Source organism: Leeuwenhoekiella sp. W20_SRS_FM14, assembly GCF_052119605.1.
Classification (GTDB): Bacteria; Bacteroidota; Bacteroidia; order Flavobacteriales; family Flavobacteriaceae; genus Leeuwenhoekiella.
On record NZ_JBGQOK010000001.1, the window covers coordinates 607847 to 629024 of the forward strand.

The 21178-nt window shown below is 35.1% G+C and carries 22 protein-coding genes; 16 read left to right on the forward strand and 6 right to left on the reverse strand.

Annotation, left to right across the window (positions count from 1 at the left end):
* Window positions 1–117 precede the first annotated feature (117 nt).
* The 3 genes from fabG to ACEN25_RS02500 are packed head-to-tail and all read left to right on the forward strand — an operon-like array spanning window position 118 to window position 3762.
* On the forward strand, window positions 118–864 hold the full coding sequence (gene fabG / locus ACEN25_RS02490) for a 3-oxoacyl-[acyl-carrier-protein] reductase (RefSeq protein ID WP_028375315.1): 747 nt from the start codon (window positions 118–120) through the stop codon (window positions 862–864).
* Between the two features lie 25 nt (window positions 865–889).
* Window positions 890–2929 (forward strand): vWA domain-containing protein, encoded by a 2040-nt coding sequence (locus tag ACEN25_RS02495; protein ID WP_441801497.1) that lies wholly within the window; start codon window positions 890–892, stop codon window positions 2927–2929.
* Window positions 2930–2946: 17 nt separating this feature from the next.
* Complete coding sequence (locus ACEN25_RS02500; protein WP_441801498.1) at window positions 2947–3762, forward strand: prohibitin family protein; 816 nt, start codon at window positions 2947–2949, stop codon at window positions 3760–3762.
* A gap of 48 nt (window positions 3763–3810) precedes the next feature.
* Here ACEN25_RS02500 and ACEN25_RS02505 read toward each other — a convergent pair whose 3' ends face one another.
* Complete coding sequence (locus tag ACEN25_RS02505; protein ID WP_441801499.1) at window positions 3811–4383, reverse strand: hypothetical protein; 573 nt, start codon at window positions 4381–4383, stop codon at window positions 3811–3813.
* Between the two features lie 35 nt (window positions 4384–4418).
* On the reverse strand, window positions 4419–5132 hold the full coding sequence (locus tag ACEN25_RS02510) for an OmpA family protein (protein ID WP_441801500.1): 714 nt from the start codon (window positions 5130–5132) through the stop codon (window positions 4419–4421).
* Window positions 5133–5400: 268 nt separating this feature from the next.
* On the opposite strand from ACEN25_RS02510, the gene hisG reads away from it, so the two are divergent.
* Genes hisG through hisIE form a run of 9 tightly spaced genes read left to right on the forward strand, consistent with a single transcriptional unit; the run spans window position 5401 to window position 13043 of the window.
* On the forward strand, window positions 5401–6261 hold the full coding sequence (gene hisG, locus ACEN25_RS02515) for an ATP phosphoribosyltransferase (RefSeq protein ID WP_441801501.1): 861 nt from the start codon (window positions 5401–5403) through the stop codon (window positions 6259–6261).
* Between the two features lie 22 nt (window positions 6262–6283).
* A complete protein-coding gene (hisD, locus tag ACEN25_RS02520) occupies window positions 6284–7567 on the forward strand; it encodes a histidinol dehydrogenase (protein ID WP_441801502.1) in 1284 nt (427 codons plus the stop codon).
* 8 nt (window positions 7568–7575) lie between these two features.
* Window positions 7576–8628: a histidinol-phosphate transaminase gene (gene hisC / locus ACEN25_RS02525; RefSeq protein ID WP_441801503.1), complete on the forward strand. Its 1053-nt coding sequence runs from the start codon at window positions 7576–7578 to the stop codon at window positions 8626–8628.
* Between the two features lie 9 nt (window positions 8629–8637).
* Complete coding sequence (gene hisB, locus ACEN25_RS02530; RefSeq protein ID WP_441801504.1) at window positions 8638–9795, forward strand: bifunctional histidinol-phosphatase/imidazoleglycerol-phosphate dehydratase HisB; 1158 nt, start codon at window positions 8638–8640, stop codon at window positions 9793–9795.
* A 26-nt stretch (window positions 9796–9821) separates the two neighbouring features.
* Window positions 9822–10403, forward strand: coding sequence for an imidazole glycerol phosphate synthase subunit HisH (hisH, locus tag ACEN25_RS02535; RefSeq protein ID WP_441801505.1), 582 nt, complete (start codon window positions 9822–9824; stop codon window positions 10401–10403).
* Between the two features lie 30 nt (window positions 10404–10433).
* On the forward strand, window positions 10434–10826 hold the full coding sequence (locus tag ACEN25_RS02540; RefSeq protein ID WP_396511897.1) for a four helix bundle protein: 393 nt from the start codon (window positions 10434–10436) through the stop codon (window positions 10824–10826).
* Between the two features lie 51 nt (window positions 10827–10877).
* Window positions 10878–11603, forward strand: coding sequence for a 1-(5-phosphoribosyl)-5-[(5-phosphoribosylamino)methylideneamino]imidazole-4-carboxamide isomerase (hisA, locus tag ACEN25_RS02545; protein ID WP_441801506.1), 726 nt, complete (start codon window positions 10878–10880; stop codon window positions 11601–11603).
* Window positions 11604–11657: 54 nt separating this feature from the next.
* Window positions 11658–12413 carry an imidazole glycerol phosphate synthase subunit HisF gene (gene hisF, locus ACEN25_RS02550; protein ID WP_441801507.1) on the forward strand — a complete coding sequence of 252 codons (756 nt, stop codon included), beginning with the start codon at window positions 11658–11660 and terminating at the stop codon, window positions 12411–12413.
* 33 nt (window positions 12414–12446) lie between these two features.
* The gene (gene hisIE, locus ACEN25_RS02555) at window positions 12447–13043 is read left to right on the forward strand and encodes a bifunctional phosphoribosyl-AMP cyclohydrolase/phosphoribosyl-ATP diphosphatase HisIE (protein WP_441801705.1); all 597 of its coding nucleotides are present in this window, start codon (window positions 12447–12449) and stop codon (window positions 13041–13043) included.
* Between the two features lie 79 nt (window positions 13044–13122).
* Here hisIE and ACEN25_RS02560 read toward each other — a convergent pair whose 3' ends face one another.
* On the reverse strand, window positions 13123–13632 hold the full coding sequence (locus tag ACEN25_RS02560; RefSeq protein WP_441801508.1) for a peroxiredoxin-like family protein: 510 nt from the start codon (window positions 13630–13632) through the stop codon (window positions 13123–13125).
* Window positions 13633–14095: 463 nt separating this feature from the next.
* Here ACEN25_RS02560 and ACEN25_RS02565 point away from each other — a divergent pair, with 463 nt between their 5' ends.
* Window positions 14096–14767 (forward strand): C1q-like domain-containing protein, encoded by a 672-nt coding sequence (locus ACEN25_RS02565; RefSeq protein ID WP_441801509.1) that lies wholly within the window; start codon window positions 14096–14098, stop codon window positions 14765–14767.
* Here ACEN25_RS02565 and recQ read toward each other — a convergent pair.
* The gene (recQ, locus tag ACEN25_RS02570; protein WP_441801510.1) at window positions 14764–16881 is read right to left on the reverse strand and encodes a DNA helicase RecQ; all 2118 of its coding nucleotides are present in this window, start codon (window positions 16879–16881) and stop codon (window positions 14764–14766) included. The two genes, ACEN25_RS02565 and recQ, sit on opposite strands and share 4 nt — an antisense overlap.
* Window positions 16882–17123: 242 nt before the next feature.
* On the opposite strand from recQ, the gene ACEN25_RS02575 reads away from it, so the two are divergent.
* The 3 genes from ACEN25_RS02575 to ACEN25_RS02585 all read left to right on the forward strand — a co-directional run bounded on the left by ACEN25_RS02575 (window position 17124) and on the right by ACEN25_RS02585 (window position 20486).
* Entirely contained in the window at window positions 17124–18011 is an 888-nt protein-coding gene (locus ACEN25_RS02575; protein WP_441801511.1) for a carbon-nitrogen hydrolase, read from the forward strand.
* A 2-nt stretch (window positions 18012–18013) separates the two neighbouring features.
* Entirely contained in the window at window positions 18014–19051 is a 1038-nt protein-coding gene (locus tag ACEN25_RS02580; RefSeq protein ID WP_441801512.1) for an agmatine deiminase family protein, read from the forward strand.
* Between the two features lie 88 nt (window positions 19052–19139).
* The gene (locus ACEN25_RS02585; protein WP_441801513.1) at window positions 19140–20486 is read left to right on the forward strand and encodes a DEAD/DEAH box helicase; all 1347 of its coding nucleotides are present in this window, start codon (window positions 19140–19142) and stop codon (window positions 20484–20486) included.
* Window positions 20487–20491: 5 nt separating this feature from the next.
* Here ACEN25_RS02585 and ACEN25_RS02590 read toward each other — a convergent pair whose 3' ends face one another.
* Both ACEN25_RS02590 and ACEN25_RS02595 read right to left on the reverse strand, forming a co-directional pair.
* A complete protein-coding gene (locus tag ACEN25_RS02590; RefSeq protein ID WP_441801514.1) occupies window positions 20492–20854 on the reverse strand; it encodes a DUF2237 family protein in 363 nt (120 codons plus the stop codon).
* A gap of 14 nt (window positions 20855–20868) precedes the next feature.
* Window positions 20869–21132 (reverse strand): DoxX family protein, encoded by a 264-nt coding sequence (locus ACEN25_RS02595; protein WP_441801515.1) that lies wholly within the window; start codon window positions 21130–21132, stop codon window positions 20869–20871.
* Window positions 21133–21178 lie beyond the last annotated feature (46 nt).

The following is a 21178-nucleotide window of genomic DNA, read 5'->3' on the forward strand; positions in this document are numbered from 1 at the left end:
CTTTTTTTCCAATACGTTAAAACCGACACGTAATGTGTCGGTTTTTTTATGCGCAAACTCTTCAAGTTTGCTATATTTACTCTCGTTCGTCGAAACTAACCATTCAATAAATTTAGAATGAAACTTTTAGAAGGAAAAAATACAATTATAACCGGTGCCAGCCGCGGAATAGGTAATGGTATCGCAAAAGTGTTTGCTCAAAACGGAGCTAACGTAGCATTTACGTACAGCTCTTCTGCAGGACCTGCAGAAGAACTTGAAAAAGAACTTACGGCCTTAGGAGTAAAAGCAAAAGCTTATAAATCTAATGCTGCATCATTTGACGATTGTCAAGAATTAATTAAACAGATATCAGAAGATTTTGATTCTATTGATATTCTTGTAAATAATGCAGGAATTACAAAAGATAATTTACTCATGCGTATGAGCGAGGCAGACTTTGATCAGGTTATTGAAGTTAACCTGAAGTCCATTTTTAATATGACTAAAGCAGTACAGCGTACCATGCTTAAGCAGCGTTCAGGTAGCATTATAAATATGAGTTCTGTTGTAGGTGTAAAAGGTAATGCCGGCCAGGCAAACTATGCAGCGTCTAAAGCAGGTATTATAGGTTTTTCTAAATCTATGGCTTTAGAATTAGGTTCACGTAATATACGTACAAACGTAGTGGCTCCCGGTTTTATAGAAACCGAAATGACGGCAAAACTTGATGAGAAAACCGTTGCAGGATGGCGCGAAGCGATTCCACTTAAAAGAGGTGGTACCACAGAAGATATTGCAAATGCGTGCGTTTTTCTTGGAAGTGATATGAGTGCTTACGTAACAGGACAAGTGCTACAGGTAGACGGAGGTATGCTTACCTAAATTTAAAAATAAAATGTACTAATTTATGGCAGTATCCACTATTCTATACATTATCCTTATTGGGATAATAGCATTGGTTACTGCCATATTTTTTTATTTCTACAAACCGGAACGCTCAAAAAAGCTTAGGCTTATTTTAAGTAGCTTACGCTTTATCACCTTGTTTTCGGTACTTCTACTATTATTAAATCCTGAATTTAAACAGGTAACCTACACAACTGTTAAACCTAAGCTGGCTCTAGCTGTAGATAATTCTAATTCTATAGATTATTTAGGTTTTTCAAAAGATGTAAATAATACGGTTCAAAAATTTGTTACTAATGAGCAACTAAACAAACGCTTTGATATAGATCAATATATTTTTGGTGAAAATATTAAACCACTTGATAGTATTAATTTTACAGATGAGCTGACAAACATTTCAAAAGCTCTTCAGACCTTAAATAAAATATATAAGGATCAAACATACACGCCGCTGCTCATTACAGATGGTAACGCTAATTTAGGGGGCAACTACCGTTATATTTCAACAGACATAAAGAATACAGCTGTAAATTTTCTAGTTGTGGGGGACACCACGCAATACGAAGATTTAAGAATCATACGTACTAATGTAAATAAGTATGCTTACTTAGATAATGAATTTCCAGTTGAGATTATTGCTGAATATCAGGGTGACAACGAAATAAATGCGCAACTCTCCATTACAAAAAATGGTTCTGTAGTTTTTAAAGAAAACAAACAGTTTTCTGCCTCGCAAAATACACAACGCTTTAATTTATTTCTAAAAGCCAACGCAATAGGTGTTCAGAATTATGCTGCTACCATAGGCGCGATTTCTAATGAAAAAAACACAGAAAACAATACAAAGAATTTTGCTGTTGAAGTGATTGATCAACGCTCTAAAGTTTTGATAGTCTATTCGGTGTTGCATCCTGATTTAGGTACACTAAAAAAAAGTATTGAAAGCAATCAATTACGTTCTGTAGAATTAAAAGAAGTAATCAACATCAAATCAGAAGACATAAATGAATCAGATCTGGTGATTTTATTTGAACCCGATACTAAATTTAAAAGTGTATATGCTGAATTAAATAAACTGAATAAAAATAGATTTACGATAATTGGGACAGTAACCAATCGTACTTATACAAATAGTATTCAGAAGTCATTTTCCCTACCGTTAAATAATCAAACTGAAGAATCTCAACCACTGCTAAACAAATCCTTTACTTCTTTTCAACTAGAAGATTTGGATTTTTCAAATTATCCTCCTGTAAAAACACAATTTGGAACTTCTAAAATTGCCGGTAATAGCGATGTATTATTTTATCAACGCGTTAATGGTGTTTCTACTAAAAACCCCTTATTAGCTGTAACAGAAACTGATGGTAGAAGAGAGGTGATTTTGTTTGGAACGGGTATTTTTCAATGGCGTATTCAAAGTTTTTTAAACAATTCTAATTTTGAAGATTTTGACAATTTAATAGATAAACTTGTTCAATATGCTGCTTCAAATCAAAAACGAGATCGGTTACTAGTGGATTATGAGCGTTTTTATTACGGTGGAAACGCTATCGAACTTAATGCACGTTATTTTGATCAGAATTATGTATTTGATCCCGGTGCTCAATTACAAATTAAATTGCAAAATAAGAATTCTGAATATACTTATGAAGCTCCTATGGTTGTTAAGGGGAATGATTATCAATCAAACCTTACAAATTTAGAAGCAGGAGAATATAGTTTTATTATTAGCGAGTTATCTAACGGCATTAAAACTTCTGGAGCATTTACATTAATTCCGTTTAACCTAGAGCGCCAAAATCTGAACGCTGATTTTGCAAAGATGCAAGTGGTAACTACGGAGACAAATGGATATATAAATACTTTAGATAATGTAGATGAATTAGTAGATCAACTTATTAATGATGATCGTTTTATACCCATTCAGCGAGCCGTGGAAAAAAGCGTACCTTTAGTCAACTTCATTTACTTGCTGGCTCTTATTATTTCTAGTCTTACAGCAGAGTGGTTTCTCAGAAAATACAACGGATTAATATAAATTGAAATTTTAAATATATGGATAGATTACCAAAGGTAGGAATACCTATAATTATAGGAATAATTATTCTTGTCATCATAATTGCTAAATCTGCGGTTACCATAGATTCTGGTGAAGCAGGTGTATTGTACAAACCCTTTGGAGGTGGTGTTGTTACAGATGCCCCTCCATTAGGAGAAGGTTTTCACGTTGTTGCACCCTGGAATAAAGTATTTATTTATGAAGTACGTAGGCAGGAATTAAAAGAGATAATGAATGTTTTGTCATCTAATGGTCTAGATATAAAGTTAGAAGCTTCAGTATGGTACCAGCCCGAGGCAAAAAATCTGGGTAAATTACATCAGGAAATAGGTGGTGATTATTTAAATAGGATTTTGTTACCTACAATACGTTCTGCAGCACGTTCGGTTGTAGGTAGATATACACCAGAACAATTGTATTCATCTAAAAGAGATGCTATACAGGCAGAAATTTTTGATGAGACCAAAAAGATAATTAAAAATCAATACATTCAGTTAGATGAAGTTCTTGTACGTGATGTGACATTACCCGCTACAATTAAAGAAGCTATTGAACGCAAATTAAAGCAGGAACAAGAATCTCTGGAGTACGAGTTTAGACTAATATCTGCACAAAAAGAAGCAGAGAGACAGGTTATTGAAGCGCAAGGTAAATCTGATGCAAACCGTATTTTGAGTCAGTCTTTAAATGATCAAATTTTAAAAGATAAAGGTATAGAAGCAACGTTAATGCTGGCGAAATCTAATAATTCAAAGGTTATTGTTATAGGCGCTGGTGATGGTGGTTTGCCTATTATATTAGGTAATGATTAAACCTAATTTCTAGCAAAAAAAAGCCCCGGAAAAAATTCGGGGCTTTTTTTATGCTTTTTTCATACGTATAGGTTCCTTGAACGTTCTTCGTTTGTTTTCGGCTAGCATTTTAGCTTTAGAAACCCAGTGATCATTTATAATTCGATCTGGGAAAAACTGTATGAGCTCTGTAACAATCTCGATGTCGTTTGAATTAAACTTACTTATTTGTTCAAACGTATAAATACCTATATTGTTTAATTTTTCTTCCGTAAAAGGACCAATACCTATTATTTTTTGAAGATTATCAGCATCAGTCTCATCTGCTGTACCTATTCTCTCAAAATCTAATTCACCATCATTAACAACAGAAACAGTTTTCTCTTTTACGTGATTCTTTTTGCTTTTACCTAAATTTTTAAGTTTAGCAACTTTACGGAACTTTTCAAAATGGTCCTCTTCGCTACTAGGAGCTTGTGCAAAATCATCTTCTGTTTTATCTAGATTTATTAGACGTTGAAGCTTATTTACTTTTCTGAGATATTTTGATTTCTGATAAAAGAAAGCGAAAAAATAACCAATTAAAAAAGAGGTTAACATTAAAAAGAAGACCTCTATGTAAATCAATGGAATTGAAATCATATCTGAATTTTTCTGGATAAAAAGTATATAATGGGTCATTCTATAATTACTTCTATTCTATTATTTTTCTTTCTTTCAAATTCATTTGTATTTAAAACAATAGGATCATTTTCACCTTTAGAATATGCAAAAACTTGATTTTCAGGTAATTTTAACCGCACTAAGATATAATTTCTAACTTGAATTGCCTCTTTAAAAGCTACTTTATAATTATCTATATCACTACCTACGTAATCTGTATACCCTATTATTTTAATTTTTGCATTCGGCTTTTTCTCGAGTCTAATTTTAATGTAATCTAAAAACTCCTGAGAAGAATTATCATCCACAACTCTACCACCTATAGAAAATTCGGGATAAAATGTATAATCTACACGTCGCGATACAGTGTTTTTTTTGCGTGATTCAGCATTTAATTTTGCTTCTCTCAAGCGTTCTTTATCCTTTTCTATAGCACGGGTTTTTGCCTCTATGCTTTTACTTAATGTTTCTATAAGCTGCTCATTACCGCGGGCTAAATTGCTTTCAACAAAAGAATTGATATTAGAATCTTCAAGTTCTTGTTTAATTAGTGTATTTTGACTTTCTAAACTATCCAATTGATCAAAATTAATACCTGAATTTTGCGAAGGTGGAAAATAATTGCTAAAGATACTTCTTCTGTTTAATGCATCGCTTGCTTTTAAAAAGTAGAAGCCTATAGCACACCACCCTAAAAACACTAAAAAAGCAATAGAAAAATTCTTCATCCTTATTGAATTTATTCAAAAATAATACTTTACACTAAATAATTTACTTTACTTCTAAAAACAATCCGAATCATATATAGGTTTATTCTTTTTTTTTATAAATTCGCATTTCTATATGAAAAGAACAGCTTTACATCATCATCATTTTTATTCACGCGTTCAGGCGAGGTAGAAATGTTGTGTATAGCTAGCTTATAAATAACAGTAACCCGTTTGAGTCATTCAAACGGGTTTTCTGTTTGAATAGCTTAGGCATAATAAAGAAAAAATGACACAAAAAATTAGAATTGCTATTCAAAAGTCGGGTAGACTTAATGAAGAATCCTTACAAATCTTAAAAGACTGCGGAGTTTCTATAGATAATGGCCGCGATCAACTTAAGGCAAGTGCTGCAAATTTTCCTCTAGAGGTTTTTTACTTAAGAAATGGGGATATTCCGCAATATTTAAGAGATGGAGTAGTAGATATCGCTATTCTTGGAGAAAATGTATTGATTGAAAAAGGAGATGATATTTCAATTGCTCAAAAGCTAGGATTTTCAAAATGCCGTGTTTCGCTTGCCGTACCTAAAGGAACGAAGTATGACTCGGTTAAAGATTTTGAAGGAAAGAAAATAGCAACTTCCTATCCCAATACTGTAGTAAATTATTTATCACAATTTGGTGTGAAAGCAGACTTACACATCATTAACGGTTCGGTAGAAATTGCACCTAATATTGGCTTAGCAGATGCGATTTGTGATATTGTTTCAAGTGGAAGTACGCTATTTAAGAACAATCTCAAGGAAGTAGAAGTAATGTTGAAGTCTGAGGCAGTACTTGCTGTTTCTCCTAAGATAGATACAGATCGTCAGGTAATTTTAGATAAACTTTTATTTAGAATTCAAGCAGTTTTAAAAGGGCGTGATTACAAATACGTATTGCTCAATGCACCTAATGAACGTCTTGATGATATCATAAAAATGCTACCGGGAATGAAAAGTCCTACCGTATTACCACTGGCCGAAAAAGGCTGGAGTAGTGTTCACTCTGTAATTGACAAACAGGCATTCTGGGAGGTAATTGATAATCTAAAAGATGCCGGTGCACAGGGTATTTTGGTTAGCGATATCGAAAAAATGGTCTTATAATTTATTTTGAAAATCAGTCGCTATGATTAAAATAGATAATCCAGAACGATCAACGTGGGCCGCTATATTAGAAAGACCTACTCAAACCTATGATCAGATAGAAGGTACTGTTCTTGAAGTTTATAAAGCGATACAGGCAGAAGGAGACAAGGCTGTAAATTTTTATACTAAAAAATTTGACGGTATTGAAATAAACAATTTTGAAGTATCTTCTGTTGAAATTGAAGCTGCCGTCACAAATTTAGATTCTGATTTAAAAGAGGCGATACGTTTAGCTAAGGGTAATATTGAAAGATTTCATGAAGCTCAAAAAACTGCTCCGGTACGTGTAGAAACTACTGCTGGTGTAAACTGCTGGCAAGAAAAGAGACCTATACAAAAAGTTGGTCTTTATATTCCGGGGGGTACTGCGCCTTTATTTTCTACAATTTTGATGCTTGCAATCCCTGCTAAAATTGCAGGTTGTAAAGAGATTGTATTATGCACCCCACCAGATAAAGAAGGCAATATTAATCCGGCTATCTTATTTACTGCACATTTATGCGGTATAGACAAAATTTACAAAGCAGGAGGTATTCAAGCTATTGGTGCGATGACCTTTGGAACTCAAACCATTTCTAAGGTATATAAGATTTTTGGCCCTGGTAATCAATTTGTAACGGTTGCTAAACAAATGGCTACGAAATATAATGTGAGTATTGACATGCCAGCCGGACCCTCAGAATTACTAGTCGTGGCAGACGATACTGCAGATGCTTCATTTGTGGCTTCAGATTTACTGAGCCAGGCAGAACACGGAGTTGATAGTCAGGTAATTTTAGTTTCTACTTCAAAAAATCTAATTAGTTCCGTAGAAAAAGAACTGGAAAAACAACTTGAAGTGCTTCCTCGAAAAGCAATAGCAGAAAAAGCCATTGCTAACAGCAAATTAATTTTTGTTGAAACGCATAAAATTGCACTTGAACTTATAGATGAGTATGGTCCTGAACACTTTATAGTAGCAACAGCTGACAATGCATATTATGTAGATAATATTGCCAATGCAGGATCTGTTTTTATTGGTAATTACACACCTGAGAGCGCCGGTGATTATGCCTCGGGGACTAATCATACCTTACCCACTAATGGCTATGCAAAACAATACAGCGGTGTAAATCTGGATAGTTTTATGAAAAATATGACCTTTCAGGAATTGTCGCCAGAAGGAATACAAAATATAGGTAACGCAATAGAACTTATGGCAGCTGCAGAAGGTTTACAAGCTCATAAAAATGCGGTTACGCTGCGTTTAAATAAACTTAAATAAGAGAACTAATGCCCAATCAAACATTCTATTTAGAAAAATTGGTACGTGATAATGTGGCTAAATTGAAGCCCTATTCCTCAGCTCGAGATGAGTTTAAGGATTTTCACGATGATATGGTGTTTTTAGATGCAAATGAGAACCCCTATAATAATGGAGTAAACAGGTACCCAGATCCTCAGCAAGTCACTTTAAAACAGCATTTATCTACTGCAAAACGCGTTCCTGTAAATCAAATTTTATTAGGTAATGGTAGTGATGAAGTGCTTGATTTGCTATTTAGAGCTTTCTGCGAGCCTAATGTAGATAATGTGATTACATTGCCTCCCACATACGGAATGTATGGTGTTTTAGCGGCTACAAATGCCATAGCAAACAGAGAAGTACTACTCACTCACGATTTTCAGCCAGATGTGACTAAGATTTTAGATCAGGTAGATCATCAGACAAAAATGATTTTTTTATGTTCGCCTAATAATCCTACAGCAAATAGCTTTGAAGCAGCAGCTATAAAAACCCTGTTAGAATCTTTTAAAGGACTCGTAATTGTAGATGAAGCGTATATAGATTTTGCAGAAGGCGAAAGCTGGTCAACTCAACTCCATGAATATACTAATTTGGTAATTATTCAAACCTTGTCTAAAGCGTATGGTTTAGCAGGAATTCGACTTGGTATTTGTTATGCTTCCGCAGAAATTATAGCAGTACTTAATAAGATAAAACCACCGTATAATGTTAATGAACTTACTCAGAAAAGAGCACTTGAGCGCATATTAGATTCTGAATCCATAAATAATGAAATTAATTCAATTATAACACAAAGAGACGCGCTATCTAAAGTATTACTTGAAGTAGATTTTGTAAAAGTTGTATTTCCTTCTGAAGCTAATTTTGTACTTGCACGCGTAGATGATGCTAACAAAAGATATGATCAATTGATACAAAAAGGAATTGTTGTTCGCAATAGAAGTACGCAGGCATTGTGCGAAAACACCTTGAGATTTACTGTGGGAACATCAGAAGAAAATAAAAAATTAATAGCTGCTCTTAAAGAACTTGCATAAAATACAATAATGAATTCTAACCCAAACAATACCGGCCGCAAAGTTTTATTTATAGATCGTGACGGAACTTTAATTAAAGAAACTGTAGATGAACAAATAGACGCATTTGAAAAGATGATTTTCTATCCTAAAGCTTTTACCTATATGAGTAAAATTGCTCAGGAGCTCGACTACGAGTTGGTTATGATTACCAATCAAGATGGTCTGGGTACCGACTCTTTTCCCGAAGATACCTTCTGGCCGGTGCATAATTTTATTATGAAATCCTTCGAAAATGAAGGGGTTGTTTTTGATGCAGTTTATTTAGATCGTACGTTTCCGCACGAGAATGCAAATACCCGCAAACCGGGAACAGGAATGCTAACGCAGTACTTTTCTGAAGAGTATGATCTTGCAAATAGTTTCGTAATAGGAGATCGTCTTACAGATATAGAATTGGCTAAAAACCTGGGTGCTAAAGGGATTTTTATCAACGATAATACCGAATTAGGTACAGCAGAAATAACCGTAAAACGTGACGAACTCGACGCAGTAATTGCACTTGAGAGTAATGACTGGCAAAAGATTTATGAGTTTTTAAAATTAGAAGCGAGAACCGCTACCATTTCAAGAAAAACAAATGAAACTGCTATTGAAATTGAATTAAACCTTGACGGAACAGGAAAGAGCGATATTAAAACCGGTCTGGCCTTTTTTGACCATATGCTAGATCAGCTAGCACGTCACGGTTCTATGGATCTGAAAATTCACGTAGATGGTGATCTGGAAGTTGATGAACACCACACCATTGAAGACACAGCAATTGCGCTGGGAGAAGTTTTTGCTAAAGCTTTGGGTAATAAATTAGGTATTGAGCGCTACGGTTTTTGTTTACCTATGGATGACTGCTTAGCGCAGGTAGCGATAGACTTCGGTGGTCGTAACTGGCTGGTTTGGGAAGCAGATTTTAACAGAGAGAAAATAGGTGAAATGCCTACTGAAATGTTTTACCACTTTTTTAAATCGTTTACAGATGGTGCACGAGCAAACCTTAATGTAAAGGCAGAAGGAACCAACGAGCATCACAAGATTGAAGCGATTTTTAAAGCTTTCGCGAAAGCAATAAAAGTGGCTGTAAAACGTGACTCAGAAAAAATGATATTACCCAGCACCAAAGGGATGTTGTAAGCAGAAGCAAAACCTAAGATTTAAAAATGAAATTAGTAATTATAAATTATGGTGCCGGAAACATACAAAGTATCAAGTTTGCTTTTCAGCGGTTGGGAATTGAAGCAGTTCTATCTGATGATGCTGAAGAAATTAAAGCTGCCGATAAGGTGATTTTTCCGGGAGTAGGAGAGGCGAGTAGTGCGATGGCAAAACTGCGATCTACCGGATTAGATAAGCTAATCCCAACATTAAAGCAACCTGTTTTAGGTATTTGTCTGGGTATGCAGCTAATGTGTAAACATTCAACCGAAGGAGATACAACCGGTTTAGGAATATTTGATACAGAAGTTATCAAATTCTCAAAAAGTGTCAAAGTACCGCAAATAGGATGGAATGAAATTTCGAGTTTAGAAAGTCCGTTATTTAAAGATATTCCTGAGCATGCGCATATGTATTTGGTTCATAGTTTTTATGCACCAAAATGCAAGGAGATGATCGCGACAACGCATTATGAGTTAGATTATGCTTCCGCATTACAAAAAGATAATTTTTACGGCGTGCAATTTCATCCCGAGAAGTCTGGTGTTGTTGGAGAACAGATTTTGAAGAATTTCTTAAATATTTAGAATTTATTATTTCTAATTCGTTATTAAAAAATGGGTACGATTAAACGCTTTGAGGATTTAGAAATATGGCAACTTGCACGTTTAATATGTATTGATATAGAGCAGCTTTTTTTAAATACTGATTTAGGAAAAAATTATTCGCTTAGAAATCAAATGGAAAGAAGTTCAGGTTCAATTATGGATAATATAGCCGAAGGTTTTGATCGTGATGGTAACAGAGAGTTTATTGTTTTTTTAAGTTACTCAAAAGGTAGTGCCGGAGAATTGAAATCTCAACTTTATAGATCTTTCGATAAAGCATTAATTTCGAAAAATCAGTTTGATGAATGCAGCTCTAAATGCCAAGAATTACAAAATAAAATAGGTGGTTTTATGAATTACCTCAAGAATTCTGAATTTAAGGGTTCAAAGTTTAAACGTTAGAGCTTAACACTTTGAAATAGGAACAATAAATAATGAATTATAGATTATAGAATGAGAATAATCCCGGCTATAGATATCATAGATGGTAAATGCGTGCGCCTTTCTAAGGGTGATTACGATACCAAAAAAATATACAATGAACATCCGCTTGAGGTTGCTAAAGAGTTTGAAGCCCACGGAATACAGTATTTACACCTGGTAGACCTTGATGGTGCTAAAAGCAAGCATATTGTAAACCATAAGGTTTTAGAGCAAATCGCGTCGCAAACCAGCCTTAAAATCGATTTTGGTGGCGGTTTAAAGACTGATGATGATTTACGAGTGGCTTTTGAAAGTGGAGCAAACCAAATTACCGGTGGAAGCATTGCCGTTAAAGATCGGGAGACTTTTAAGAGTTGGTTGTCAAAATTTGGAAATCAAAAAATCATTTTGGGAGCTGATGCTAAAGATGAAAAAGTTGCGGTAAGTGGCTGGTTAGAAGAATCAAAAGAAGAATTGATTCCTTTTATACAAGGCTATCAGTTAGAAGGTGTTTCGTATGTAATTTGCACAGATATCAGTAAAGACGGGATGTTAGAAGGACCTTCTTTTAATTTATATAAGCGTATTTTAGAAGAAACTGAAAATTTAAAACTTATCGCCTCAGGAGGAATTTCGCATTTTGATGAACTTCCAAAATTGGCAGAACTGGGCTGTGAAGGAACCATAATAGGCAAAGCTATTTATGAGGGTAGAATCTCGATGAAGCAGTTAGAAGGTTTTATTCTGAATAAATAATTACGGTTAGAAATGAGTTTTCCGCCCAAGCGGAAATTAAAGAATAGATATAAAATGCTTACAAAACGTATTATACCTTGTTTAGATATCAAAAACGGAAGAACTGTAAAAGGGGTTAATTTCGTCGATTTACGCGATGCCGGTGATCCTGTAGAACTGGCTGCTAAGTATGCAGAAACAGGCGCAGACGAACTCGTTTTTCTCGATATTTCGGCAACTGAGGAGCGTCGTAAGACCTTAGCCGATTTAGTGTTACGCGTTGCTGAAAAAATAAATATTCCGTTTACAGTAGGTGGTGGTATCTCTTCTGTAGAGGATGTAGATATTTTGCTTCAGAATGGTGCAGATAAAGTTTCTATAAACTCTTCCGCAGTTAAAAATCCGCAGTTAATCAATGATCTTGCGGCTAAGTTTGGTTCGCAATGTGTTGTTGTGGCCATTGATGCAAAACAGATTGAAGGAAATTGGACGGTGCATCTAGTAGGCGGTAAAGTGCCTACAGAATTAGATCTTTTTGAGTGGGCACAAGAAGTTGAAATGCGTGGAGCCGGGGAGATTTTATTTACTTCGATGGACCACGACGGTACTAAAAATGGATTTGCCGATGAGGCGTTAGCAAAATTGAGCGAGTTGCTTAACATTCCAATTATCGCTTCGGGTGGAGCAGGAAATATGCAACACTTTACAGATACATTTGTAAATGGGAAAGCTGATGCAGCCCTGGCTGCAAGTGTATTTCATTTTCACGAGATTGATATTCCCGAGTTAAAACTCGAATTAAAAAATAAAAATATTCCGGTAAGGATATAACTAGAAATTTCGCAGCTGCGAAATAATACCAGTATTATGAAAATTACATATGATGAGAAGGGTTTAGTTCCTGCAATTATACAAGATGCCAAAACTAAAACGGTATTGATGTTAGGTTATATGAACGAGGAGGCCTATCTCAAAACAAATGAGACTAAGAAGGTTACTTTTTTTAGCCGGAGTAAGCAACGCTTATGGACAAAAGGTGAAGAAAGTGGTAATTTTTTACATCTTGTTTCTATAAAAAATGATTGTGATAATGATACTTTATTAATCACTGTAAATCCACAAGGACCTACTTGTCATACAGGCACAGATAATTGCTGGGGTGATACAAATACACAAGATTTTGGGTTCTTTAGCGATCTTGAAAAAACCATTGCAGAACGTAAAGCCAATCAGGATAACGAGAAAAGCTATGTTGCAGATTTGTTTAGAAAAGGAATCAATAAAATAGCTCAAAAGGTAGGAGAAGAAGCCGTTGAAGTAGTTATCGAAGCAAAAGATAATGACGATAATTTGTTTCTTAATGAAAGTGCAGATTTGCTTTTTCATTATTTAATACTTCTTAAGGCAAAAGGTTTTGGTCTCAATGATATTGAACAGGTACTCTTAAATAGAAAAAAGTAAATCAAAAAAAGTTTGCTGTAAAAATGAAAAGCCCTGTAAATATAATTTACAGGGCGTTTTTTTAAATTAAAAATACGTTCTATTTTCCTCCACGAGCGGGATAATCTTCTTTCTCTACAAAATCTATAGATTTTAAAACGGCTTCTAAATCTGGTCTTGCAAAAGGCATGGTTTGTATAGAAGAAAAATATAGTGTGCCATCGGCACGAACTAAAAACATACCAGGCTCTGAAAATACATCGGGTTCGGCATCTTTAACGGCGTGTGAAATGTATAATCCCCAATCACGAGCTTTATCTTCACTTAATCCATAGCCTATTGGTAAGTTACCGGTTTCCCATTTTTCTTGAGAAAGTTTAGCTCTTTTCTGGGTATCCATACTTATTGCAATAATGTTTACACCTCTCGATTTTAAATCTTCTGTTTTAGAAGTTAAATCCTGAAGTTGTTTTTTGCATATAGGACAGTGCAGACCTCTGTAAAATACAATTAAAGTATATTTTTCAGGTTTCTGTGCACTTAATTTCCAGGTAGTATCATTAATTAAGTCAATTTCTAATTCGGGTACTTGTGTATCTGGCTTTATCATTTGTCTATTTTTTCTAAAAGTAATTCATGCTAAATCTTAGCAGCGTCAATTATTTGCTAAAACTCCGTTAAGTAATCTTAAATTAAACCATCACATTTAGCTATTTACGGCAGAATCCGATTATAAATAAGCATAAAATTGAGTCAAAAGTCGTAGAGTAGTTTAAAAATTAGGCCAATTCTATACAAATTAGGGAAAGTCTAAAAATTCATAGGTAATTACAAGTAAAATATTCAAAATTGCGATTTTTATGAATTATTAACGACAGAATATACTTACAAATTTAAATTAATACTTGTACAAACAGGTAACTCCCAATTTAACTTGGATAATTACATGTGCTAAACGTGTTTAGTAAAATGTTTTAGTTAATCATTTCAAAATTAATAAAGCACTTAAACTGTATTATTTGCTTTTAAACGCATTTATTGAGAATTTAGATTAATTATTAAATGCTGGTATTATGCGTAAAATATTAATACTATTTATTCTGTATTCTGCATCACTTTTTTCTCAAGTAGGAATCGGAACGACTGTGCCTCATCCAGATGTTATGCTTGATGTGAATGGTGCCCTACGAGTGCGCAATTATAATGAAGGTAATGATTTTGCAGCTAAAGATTCTATAGCTGTTTTTGATGGGAGGGGAGTATTACATCGTGTGGCAGCAAAAAAAATATTAGCTAATGTTGAAAAATCGCTCGTAAAAGCAAAATTAACGTCAAATTTTGCTGTAGCTCTATTATCATATATTCCGATTGTCTTTAATTCTGAAGATTTTGATATTAAAAATGAATTTGATGCTACAACAGGTATTTTTACAGCAACAGATGCGGGTATATATCGCGTCGCTGCGCAGATAAAAACTTCAAGCCTTAGTGTGGGTGATTTAGGTTTGGCTATTTATAAAACTAATTCTGCCGGCACAAGTTCAACAAAAATAGCCGAAGAACGTTTTGTTAATGTTTCAGTAGTATTAACAAATGTCTCACCACCTACACGTTCTGTATCTACCTTGGTACAGTTGGCCGCCGGTGAAAAAATAGATTTTAGGTTATACTCATTAGTCAATGTAAGTATTGCGGGTGCTGCAGCAGGCTATGACTCGTTTTGTACTATAGAACAGGTGCGTTAGAGGTTAGACATTTCTAAAATAGATAACCCCAATCTTATCTTATGATATTCAATCTTTTCTTCAAAATATTCATAATAGGCCTTTAAGGTTTCAGGATTTTCAAGGGCAATTTTTGCTTTTTTAATTTGTTCTACTTCACTCTTGCTTACAAACTGTAACAAATCAATAGGTTCTCCATCTAAAGCTAATTTGGCAATATGTGAATAAATGGTTGTGTCTTTTAAGTCACGCTTTTTTGATATTTCTTCAATAGAAAGGCCTTCTTTAAGGAGATTATAAGTAACCTGATGGGTAGCGGTTTTACTTCCTTTTTTCTTTAGTTTTTCAGACTGAAATTCCAGAATAGCTTTTATAAAATCATCACCATAAACTTCTAATTTACGTTGACCTACACCACTTATTTCTAAAAGTTCCATTTCGGTAGTAGGTCGTACACGCTCCATTTCCTGAAGTGTTTTATCGCTAAAAACAAGATATGCAGGAATATTTTCTTCTTTGGCAATTTCCGCCCGAAGCGTGCGTAACTTTTCAAACAGGGCATTGGCTTTTTTAGACTTTGGTTTATCTGCGGTGATTACTTCTGGAGTAGGGTTATCAACCGGTTGCGTGAGTCTAACTTTTTTTTCTTCAAATAAAACTGCTTTACTAGATGGGGTAAGGTGTAAGCTATTACGCAAATGAAAAGCTATCTCACAATATCCCTGATTTATTAATTGCAAAAAATAATGTTGCCAATCTTTCCACGATATATCTGCACCTATACCATAAGTACTTAATTTATCTAATTCTTTATCTAATACAGCTGCATTTTTAGCTCCTCTAAGCACATCAATTAAGGTTCCTATAGGTTGAGTTTCTTTAGCTCTGGCGATAGTTGACAATGCTTTTTGTGCAATTACGGTTCCATCAAAAAATTGAGGCGGATTTTTACATACATCACAATTACCACAATCTTCTTCTAAAAACTGCCCGAAATAACTCAATAAAATTTTTCTTCTGCAAGTTGTAGCTTCAGCATATTGCTTCATACGGTCTAACTTTGCATTCTGTACTTCTTCATTAGCTGCACCCTGCGTAAATCGCTTTAATTGTAAAACATCTGCATAACTGTGAAAAAGCAGTGCGTTTGACTTTAAACCATCACGTCCTGCTCGTCCTATTTCCTGATAATATCCCTCAAGATTTTTAGGCATATTATAATGTATAACCCACCTAACGTTAGATTTATCGATACCCATACCAAAAGCTACCGTCGCACAAACTACCTGAGTTTTGTCATAAATAAAGTCTTCCTGTACACTAGTGCGCTCTTCAAAATCTAGACCTGCGTGGTATGAAGTAGATTTTATTCCTATAGCATTTAGCGAGTCAGATACGCTCTCGGTGGTTTTTCTACTTAGGCAATAGATTATACCGCTGGTGTTTTGTCGCTTCTTTAAAAATTGTTTGATTTGATCTAAACGCTTATCTGCTGCGCGTACTTCTAATTCTATATTAGGACGATCAAAAGAGCTTAAGAATTGCTGCGCATTGGAGATTGTAAGTTGGTCTGCAATATCGCGTCGTGTTGCTTTATCTGCTGTAGCCGTTAAAGCGATAACCGGCGTATTTGGTAAAGATTTCTTTAAAAAACCCAATTGCTGATATGAAGGCCTAAAATCATGTCCCCATGAAGAAATACAATGTGCTTCATCTATGGCAATCATACTTATGTAGGTTTCACTTAATAATGGAGTTAAACCAGATAAACTTTCTGGAGCTACATATAAAAGCTTCAATTTACCCTCTGCAGCACGTGCAATAATATCTTGCTGTTCTTGTGCAGTCTGGCTACTGTTGTAAAAGTCTGCCTCAATACCATTAGCTTTTAACCCATCAACCTGATCTTTCATCAGCGCGATTAATGGAGATATTACCAGCGTAAAACCTTTAAATAACAATGCAGGCAGCTGAAAACAAATAGATTTTCCACCACCAGTAGGCATAATAACGATAGCATCTTTCCCATCAAGTACCGTTTGTATAATTTCAGCCTGTTGATTTCTAAAACTATCGTAACCAAAATAGGTCTTTAGCGTAGTTAGAAGTGTGGTTTTATCTATCTGGGATTGCATAAAAACTTTTTTTGCAAAAAACGGAATTTTTCTGCAGACCGCATTCTTTTTGACTTTGAAATACATTTCAAAATCATCAAGTAATGTTTTGAAGTGTAGATTAGTTAAAAACAGTTATTTCTTTTTAAACATTTTGCAATTTTACTGCGTTTAAATAATAATAAAATAATTATTGCACAGAGCCTTAATATTCAATATTTATCTTGAGTTGAGAATCAAATTAATTAGTAAACTTGTTTCATATGAAAGCTAGAAAATATACGATTGCAGTATTGCAATTGAACTTAAATAACACTCCAGAAAATAACCTTGAAAAGTGTAAATCGTGGGTGCGTGATGCTGCGGCTAAAGGGGCTGAAGTTATTAGCTTACCAGAGTTGTATAGCAGCCATTATTTTTGTCAGGATGAGGATGTAGCAAATTTTAAATATGCAGAACCTCTTTATGATATTTCATTTACAGCATTTAGCGCGCTTGCTAAAGAACTGGGAGTAGTGTTGATTGTCCCCTTTTTTGAAAAGAGAATGAGTGGTATTTACCACAATAGTGCCTATATAATTGATACAGACGGTACCGAGGCAGGATTATACCGAAAGATGCATATTCCCGATGATCCTCATTTTTATGAGAAATTTTATTTCACACCGGGAGATCTGGGTTTTAAAACTATAAAAACTAAAAAGGCCGATCTGGGTACCTTAATATGTTGGGATCAGTGGTACCCGGAAGCGGCTCGACTAACCGCACTTCAAGGGGCGGAAGTTTTATTTTATCCTACAGCAATTGGCTGGCATCCGCAAGAAAAAGCACAGTATGGGGTTAATCAACACGGAGCGTGGATGAATGTTATGAAAGGTCACGCCGTTGCAAATGGGGTATATGTAGCTGCAGCAAATCGTATAGGTCTAGAGCAATATGTACCGGGTACAAAGGGTATTGAGTTTTGGGGACAATCATTTATTTGTGGGCCCCAGGGTGAAATTTTAGCACAGGCTTCTGCAGATAAAGAAGAGATTTTAATGGCTGAAGTAGATCTCGATTTACAAGAAAATGTACGCCAAAACTGGCCATTCTTTAGAGATCGAAGAATAGATTTTTACGGAGAAATAACTAAGCGAGCACTCGATTAAATATGAAAAACACCAGACGTTTACCGGCAGAATGGGAAAATCAGCAAGGAATTTTATTGTGTTTTCCGAGCAATGGAGACGACTGGCCCGGAAAATATCAAACCATTCAGTTTGTGTTTGCAGATTTTATTAAAAAAATAGCAGAGACTGAAACAGTTTTTCTAATTGTAAAGAGTGAAAATCTTAAGGCTAAAGTTGTCGAACTTCTCGAGGCTGCACACGCTAATTTAAGTAAGGTTACATTTATTGTACAAAAAACAAACCGAAGCTGGATGCGCGATAGCGGCCCTATTATAGTTAAAAATAATAGAGAACGTGAAGCTTTAAATTTTAATTTTAATGGCTGGGCAAAGTATGGGAATTACCGTCTAGATAAGCTAATTCCGAAACGGGTTTCAGAATTTTTAGGAATACCCCTAACACCCGTAGTTTATAATGGTAAATCTGTAATTCTTGAAGGAGGAGCAATAGACACAAATGGTAGAGGAACATTAATCACTACTGAAGAATGCCTGCTCGATACTGAGATTCAAGTGCGTAATGCCGATTTCACTAAAGAAGATTATGAGGCTATTTTTTATACCTACTTTGGGATTACAAATACCATATGGTTAAATAAAGGTATTGCAGGTGATGATACACACGGGCATGTAGATGACATTTGCAGATTTGTAAATGCTACAACTATTGTAGCTGTGGTAGAGGAAGATCCTTCAGATGCTAATTACGCGCCACTACAAGAAAATCTCATACGTTTAAAAGAGGCAAAGCTTGAGGATGGAAGCAGTCCTACAATCATTACATTGCCTATGCCTAAACGAATAGATTATGAGAAATTAAGGCTTCCGGCGAGTTATGCTAATTTTTTGATACTTAACAATTCTGTTTTGGTACCTACATTTAATGACCCTAATGACCGAATTGCGTTAAATACGCTTGCAGAAATTTTTCCAGATAAAAAAATAATAGGCATTGGTGCACTTGACCTTATTTGGGGACTGGGAACCTTACATTGTTTGAGTCAACAGATTCCTTCTTAGGCTAGTTTCCGCTGTAGCGATAAATGGGTTTTAAATTCTGGAAAAACCTACAGGTTTAAAAACGTACCTTTGCGGCAAAATTACTTACATGCAGTCTTTTGAAGATTTTAAAATAAATAAGCAATTACGATACGCCATAGAAGATCTTGGCTTTACACAACCCACTCCTATACAACAAGAAGCCTTTTCGGTTGTGCGCTCTGGACGCGATGTTGTAGGTATTGCTCAAACAGGTACCGGTAAGACTTTTGCTTACATGCTACCTATACTTGAAGGTTTAAAATTTTCAAAGCAAGTTAATCCGCGTGTCTTAATAATGGTTCCCACTCGTGAACTGGTTATACAGGTTGTGGAGCAGATAGAAAGCTATGGTAAATACAGCTCAATTCGAGTTTTAGGTATTTATGGTGGTGCAAATATTAATATACAAAGGCAAGAGGTGGCGCAGGGTTGTGATATCGTAGTTGCCACACCAGGGCGTTTGTATGATCTTGTTGTAAGTCGTAATCTAGAACTTAAATCTGTTAAACAGCTTATTATAGATGAAGTAGACGTAATGCTTGATCTTGGTTTTAGATATCAACTGGTTAATATTTTTGATCTGATGCCTCCGCGCAGACAAAATATTATGTTTTCGGCTACGATGACCGATGAAGTTGATGAACTAATGGACACCTTTTTTACGGCTCCAGAACGTATTCAGGTAGCGTTAAGTGGTACTCCACTAGAATCTATTGAGCAACGATATTATGAATTGCCCAACTTTTACACAAAGGCAAATCTGCTTATAAAGCTTTTAAAAGACAAACAGGAATATTCTAAAAACCTTGTCTTTGTTTCTAATAAAAAGCACGCAGACAGACTATACACCGTTCTACATGAGGTTTACGGAAGCGAAGTAGGAGTAATACACGCTAATAAAACTCAAAACTACCGTATAAATGCAATTGGGCAATTTGATGCAGGAAGTTACCGAATTTTAGTAACTACAGATGTAATGGCCCGTGGTCTTGATTTAGATCAGGTTACCCACGTATTTAATATGGATGTACCTCGTTTTCCTGAAAATTATATGCATCGTATAGGTCGTACCGGTAGGGCTGGAGAGACCGGGAAAAGTATTCTGATGGGTACGCCTTCTGAACTTGAAAAGCTTGAAGAAATTGAAGCGTTGATGGGTATGAAAATCAACCGATTTGAATTACCTGAAGATTTAGAGATTTCAATACGTCTCCTGCCTGAAGAAGAACCTGAATATGTAGAAATTAATAATCCTGCAAAACGCAATGACGAGCGAGGTGCAAGTTTTCACGAGAAAAGTGAAAAAAACAAGAAAGTTAATCAAGGTGGAAGCTACCGCAGGGAAATCGCTAAAAAGTATAAAAAGCCAAAAACCCGTGGTGATAAAAACTACAACCGCCGGAATAAAAAATAATTTTATTAAATAGCATACGCTTCTAATTTAGCTAGCGTAGTGTAGTTTAAAGCATCCTGATGACAGGCTTCCAGATTTAATCTGGGAGCTACTCCCTTCTTTTCTGCTTCAAGCCATCTGCTAATACATAAACACCAGGAATCACCGGGTTTTAAACCGGGAAAATCCCAATGTGGTATAGGTGTCATAAGGTCATTTCCTTTAGACGCAGAATATCTCAAAAACTCTTCAGTGACAACTGCACAAAGTATGTGTGTACCATAATCTTCTTCAATAGTTCTACAGAAACCATCTCTAAAGTAACCTGTTTTAGGATTGAAACAACAGGCCTGTAAGGGTTTTCCGTAAATATTAAGTGATTGTTTCATTAACTTAAATTTTTTTAGGTTGTTGAAAATGCAAAAACTAACAGGCTATTGATAATCATAAAAATAAAAGCCGGGGATGAAGCAATCACGCTATCTTTAATATGCAGGCGAGTTACAAAACCTATAAGCATTAGTAGAGCAAGCCCGCCGGCACTAATCACTACGAGTATATTGCTTACGAAAACCCCGTTAATAAGACCCAAACCTCCTAAAATTTGCAATATTCCTACGAGCGTACGCCATTTTGCAAGTTTAAAGCGAATGAATTCATTTTTCATTTGCTCTGTGCTCAAACAGCTAATACCATAAATTAAAAAACTAAAA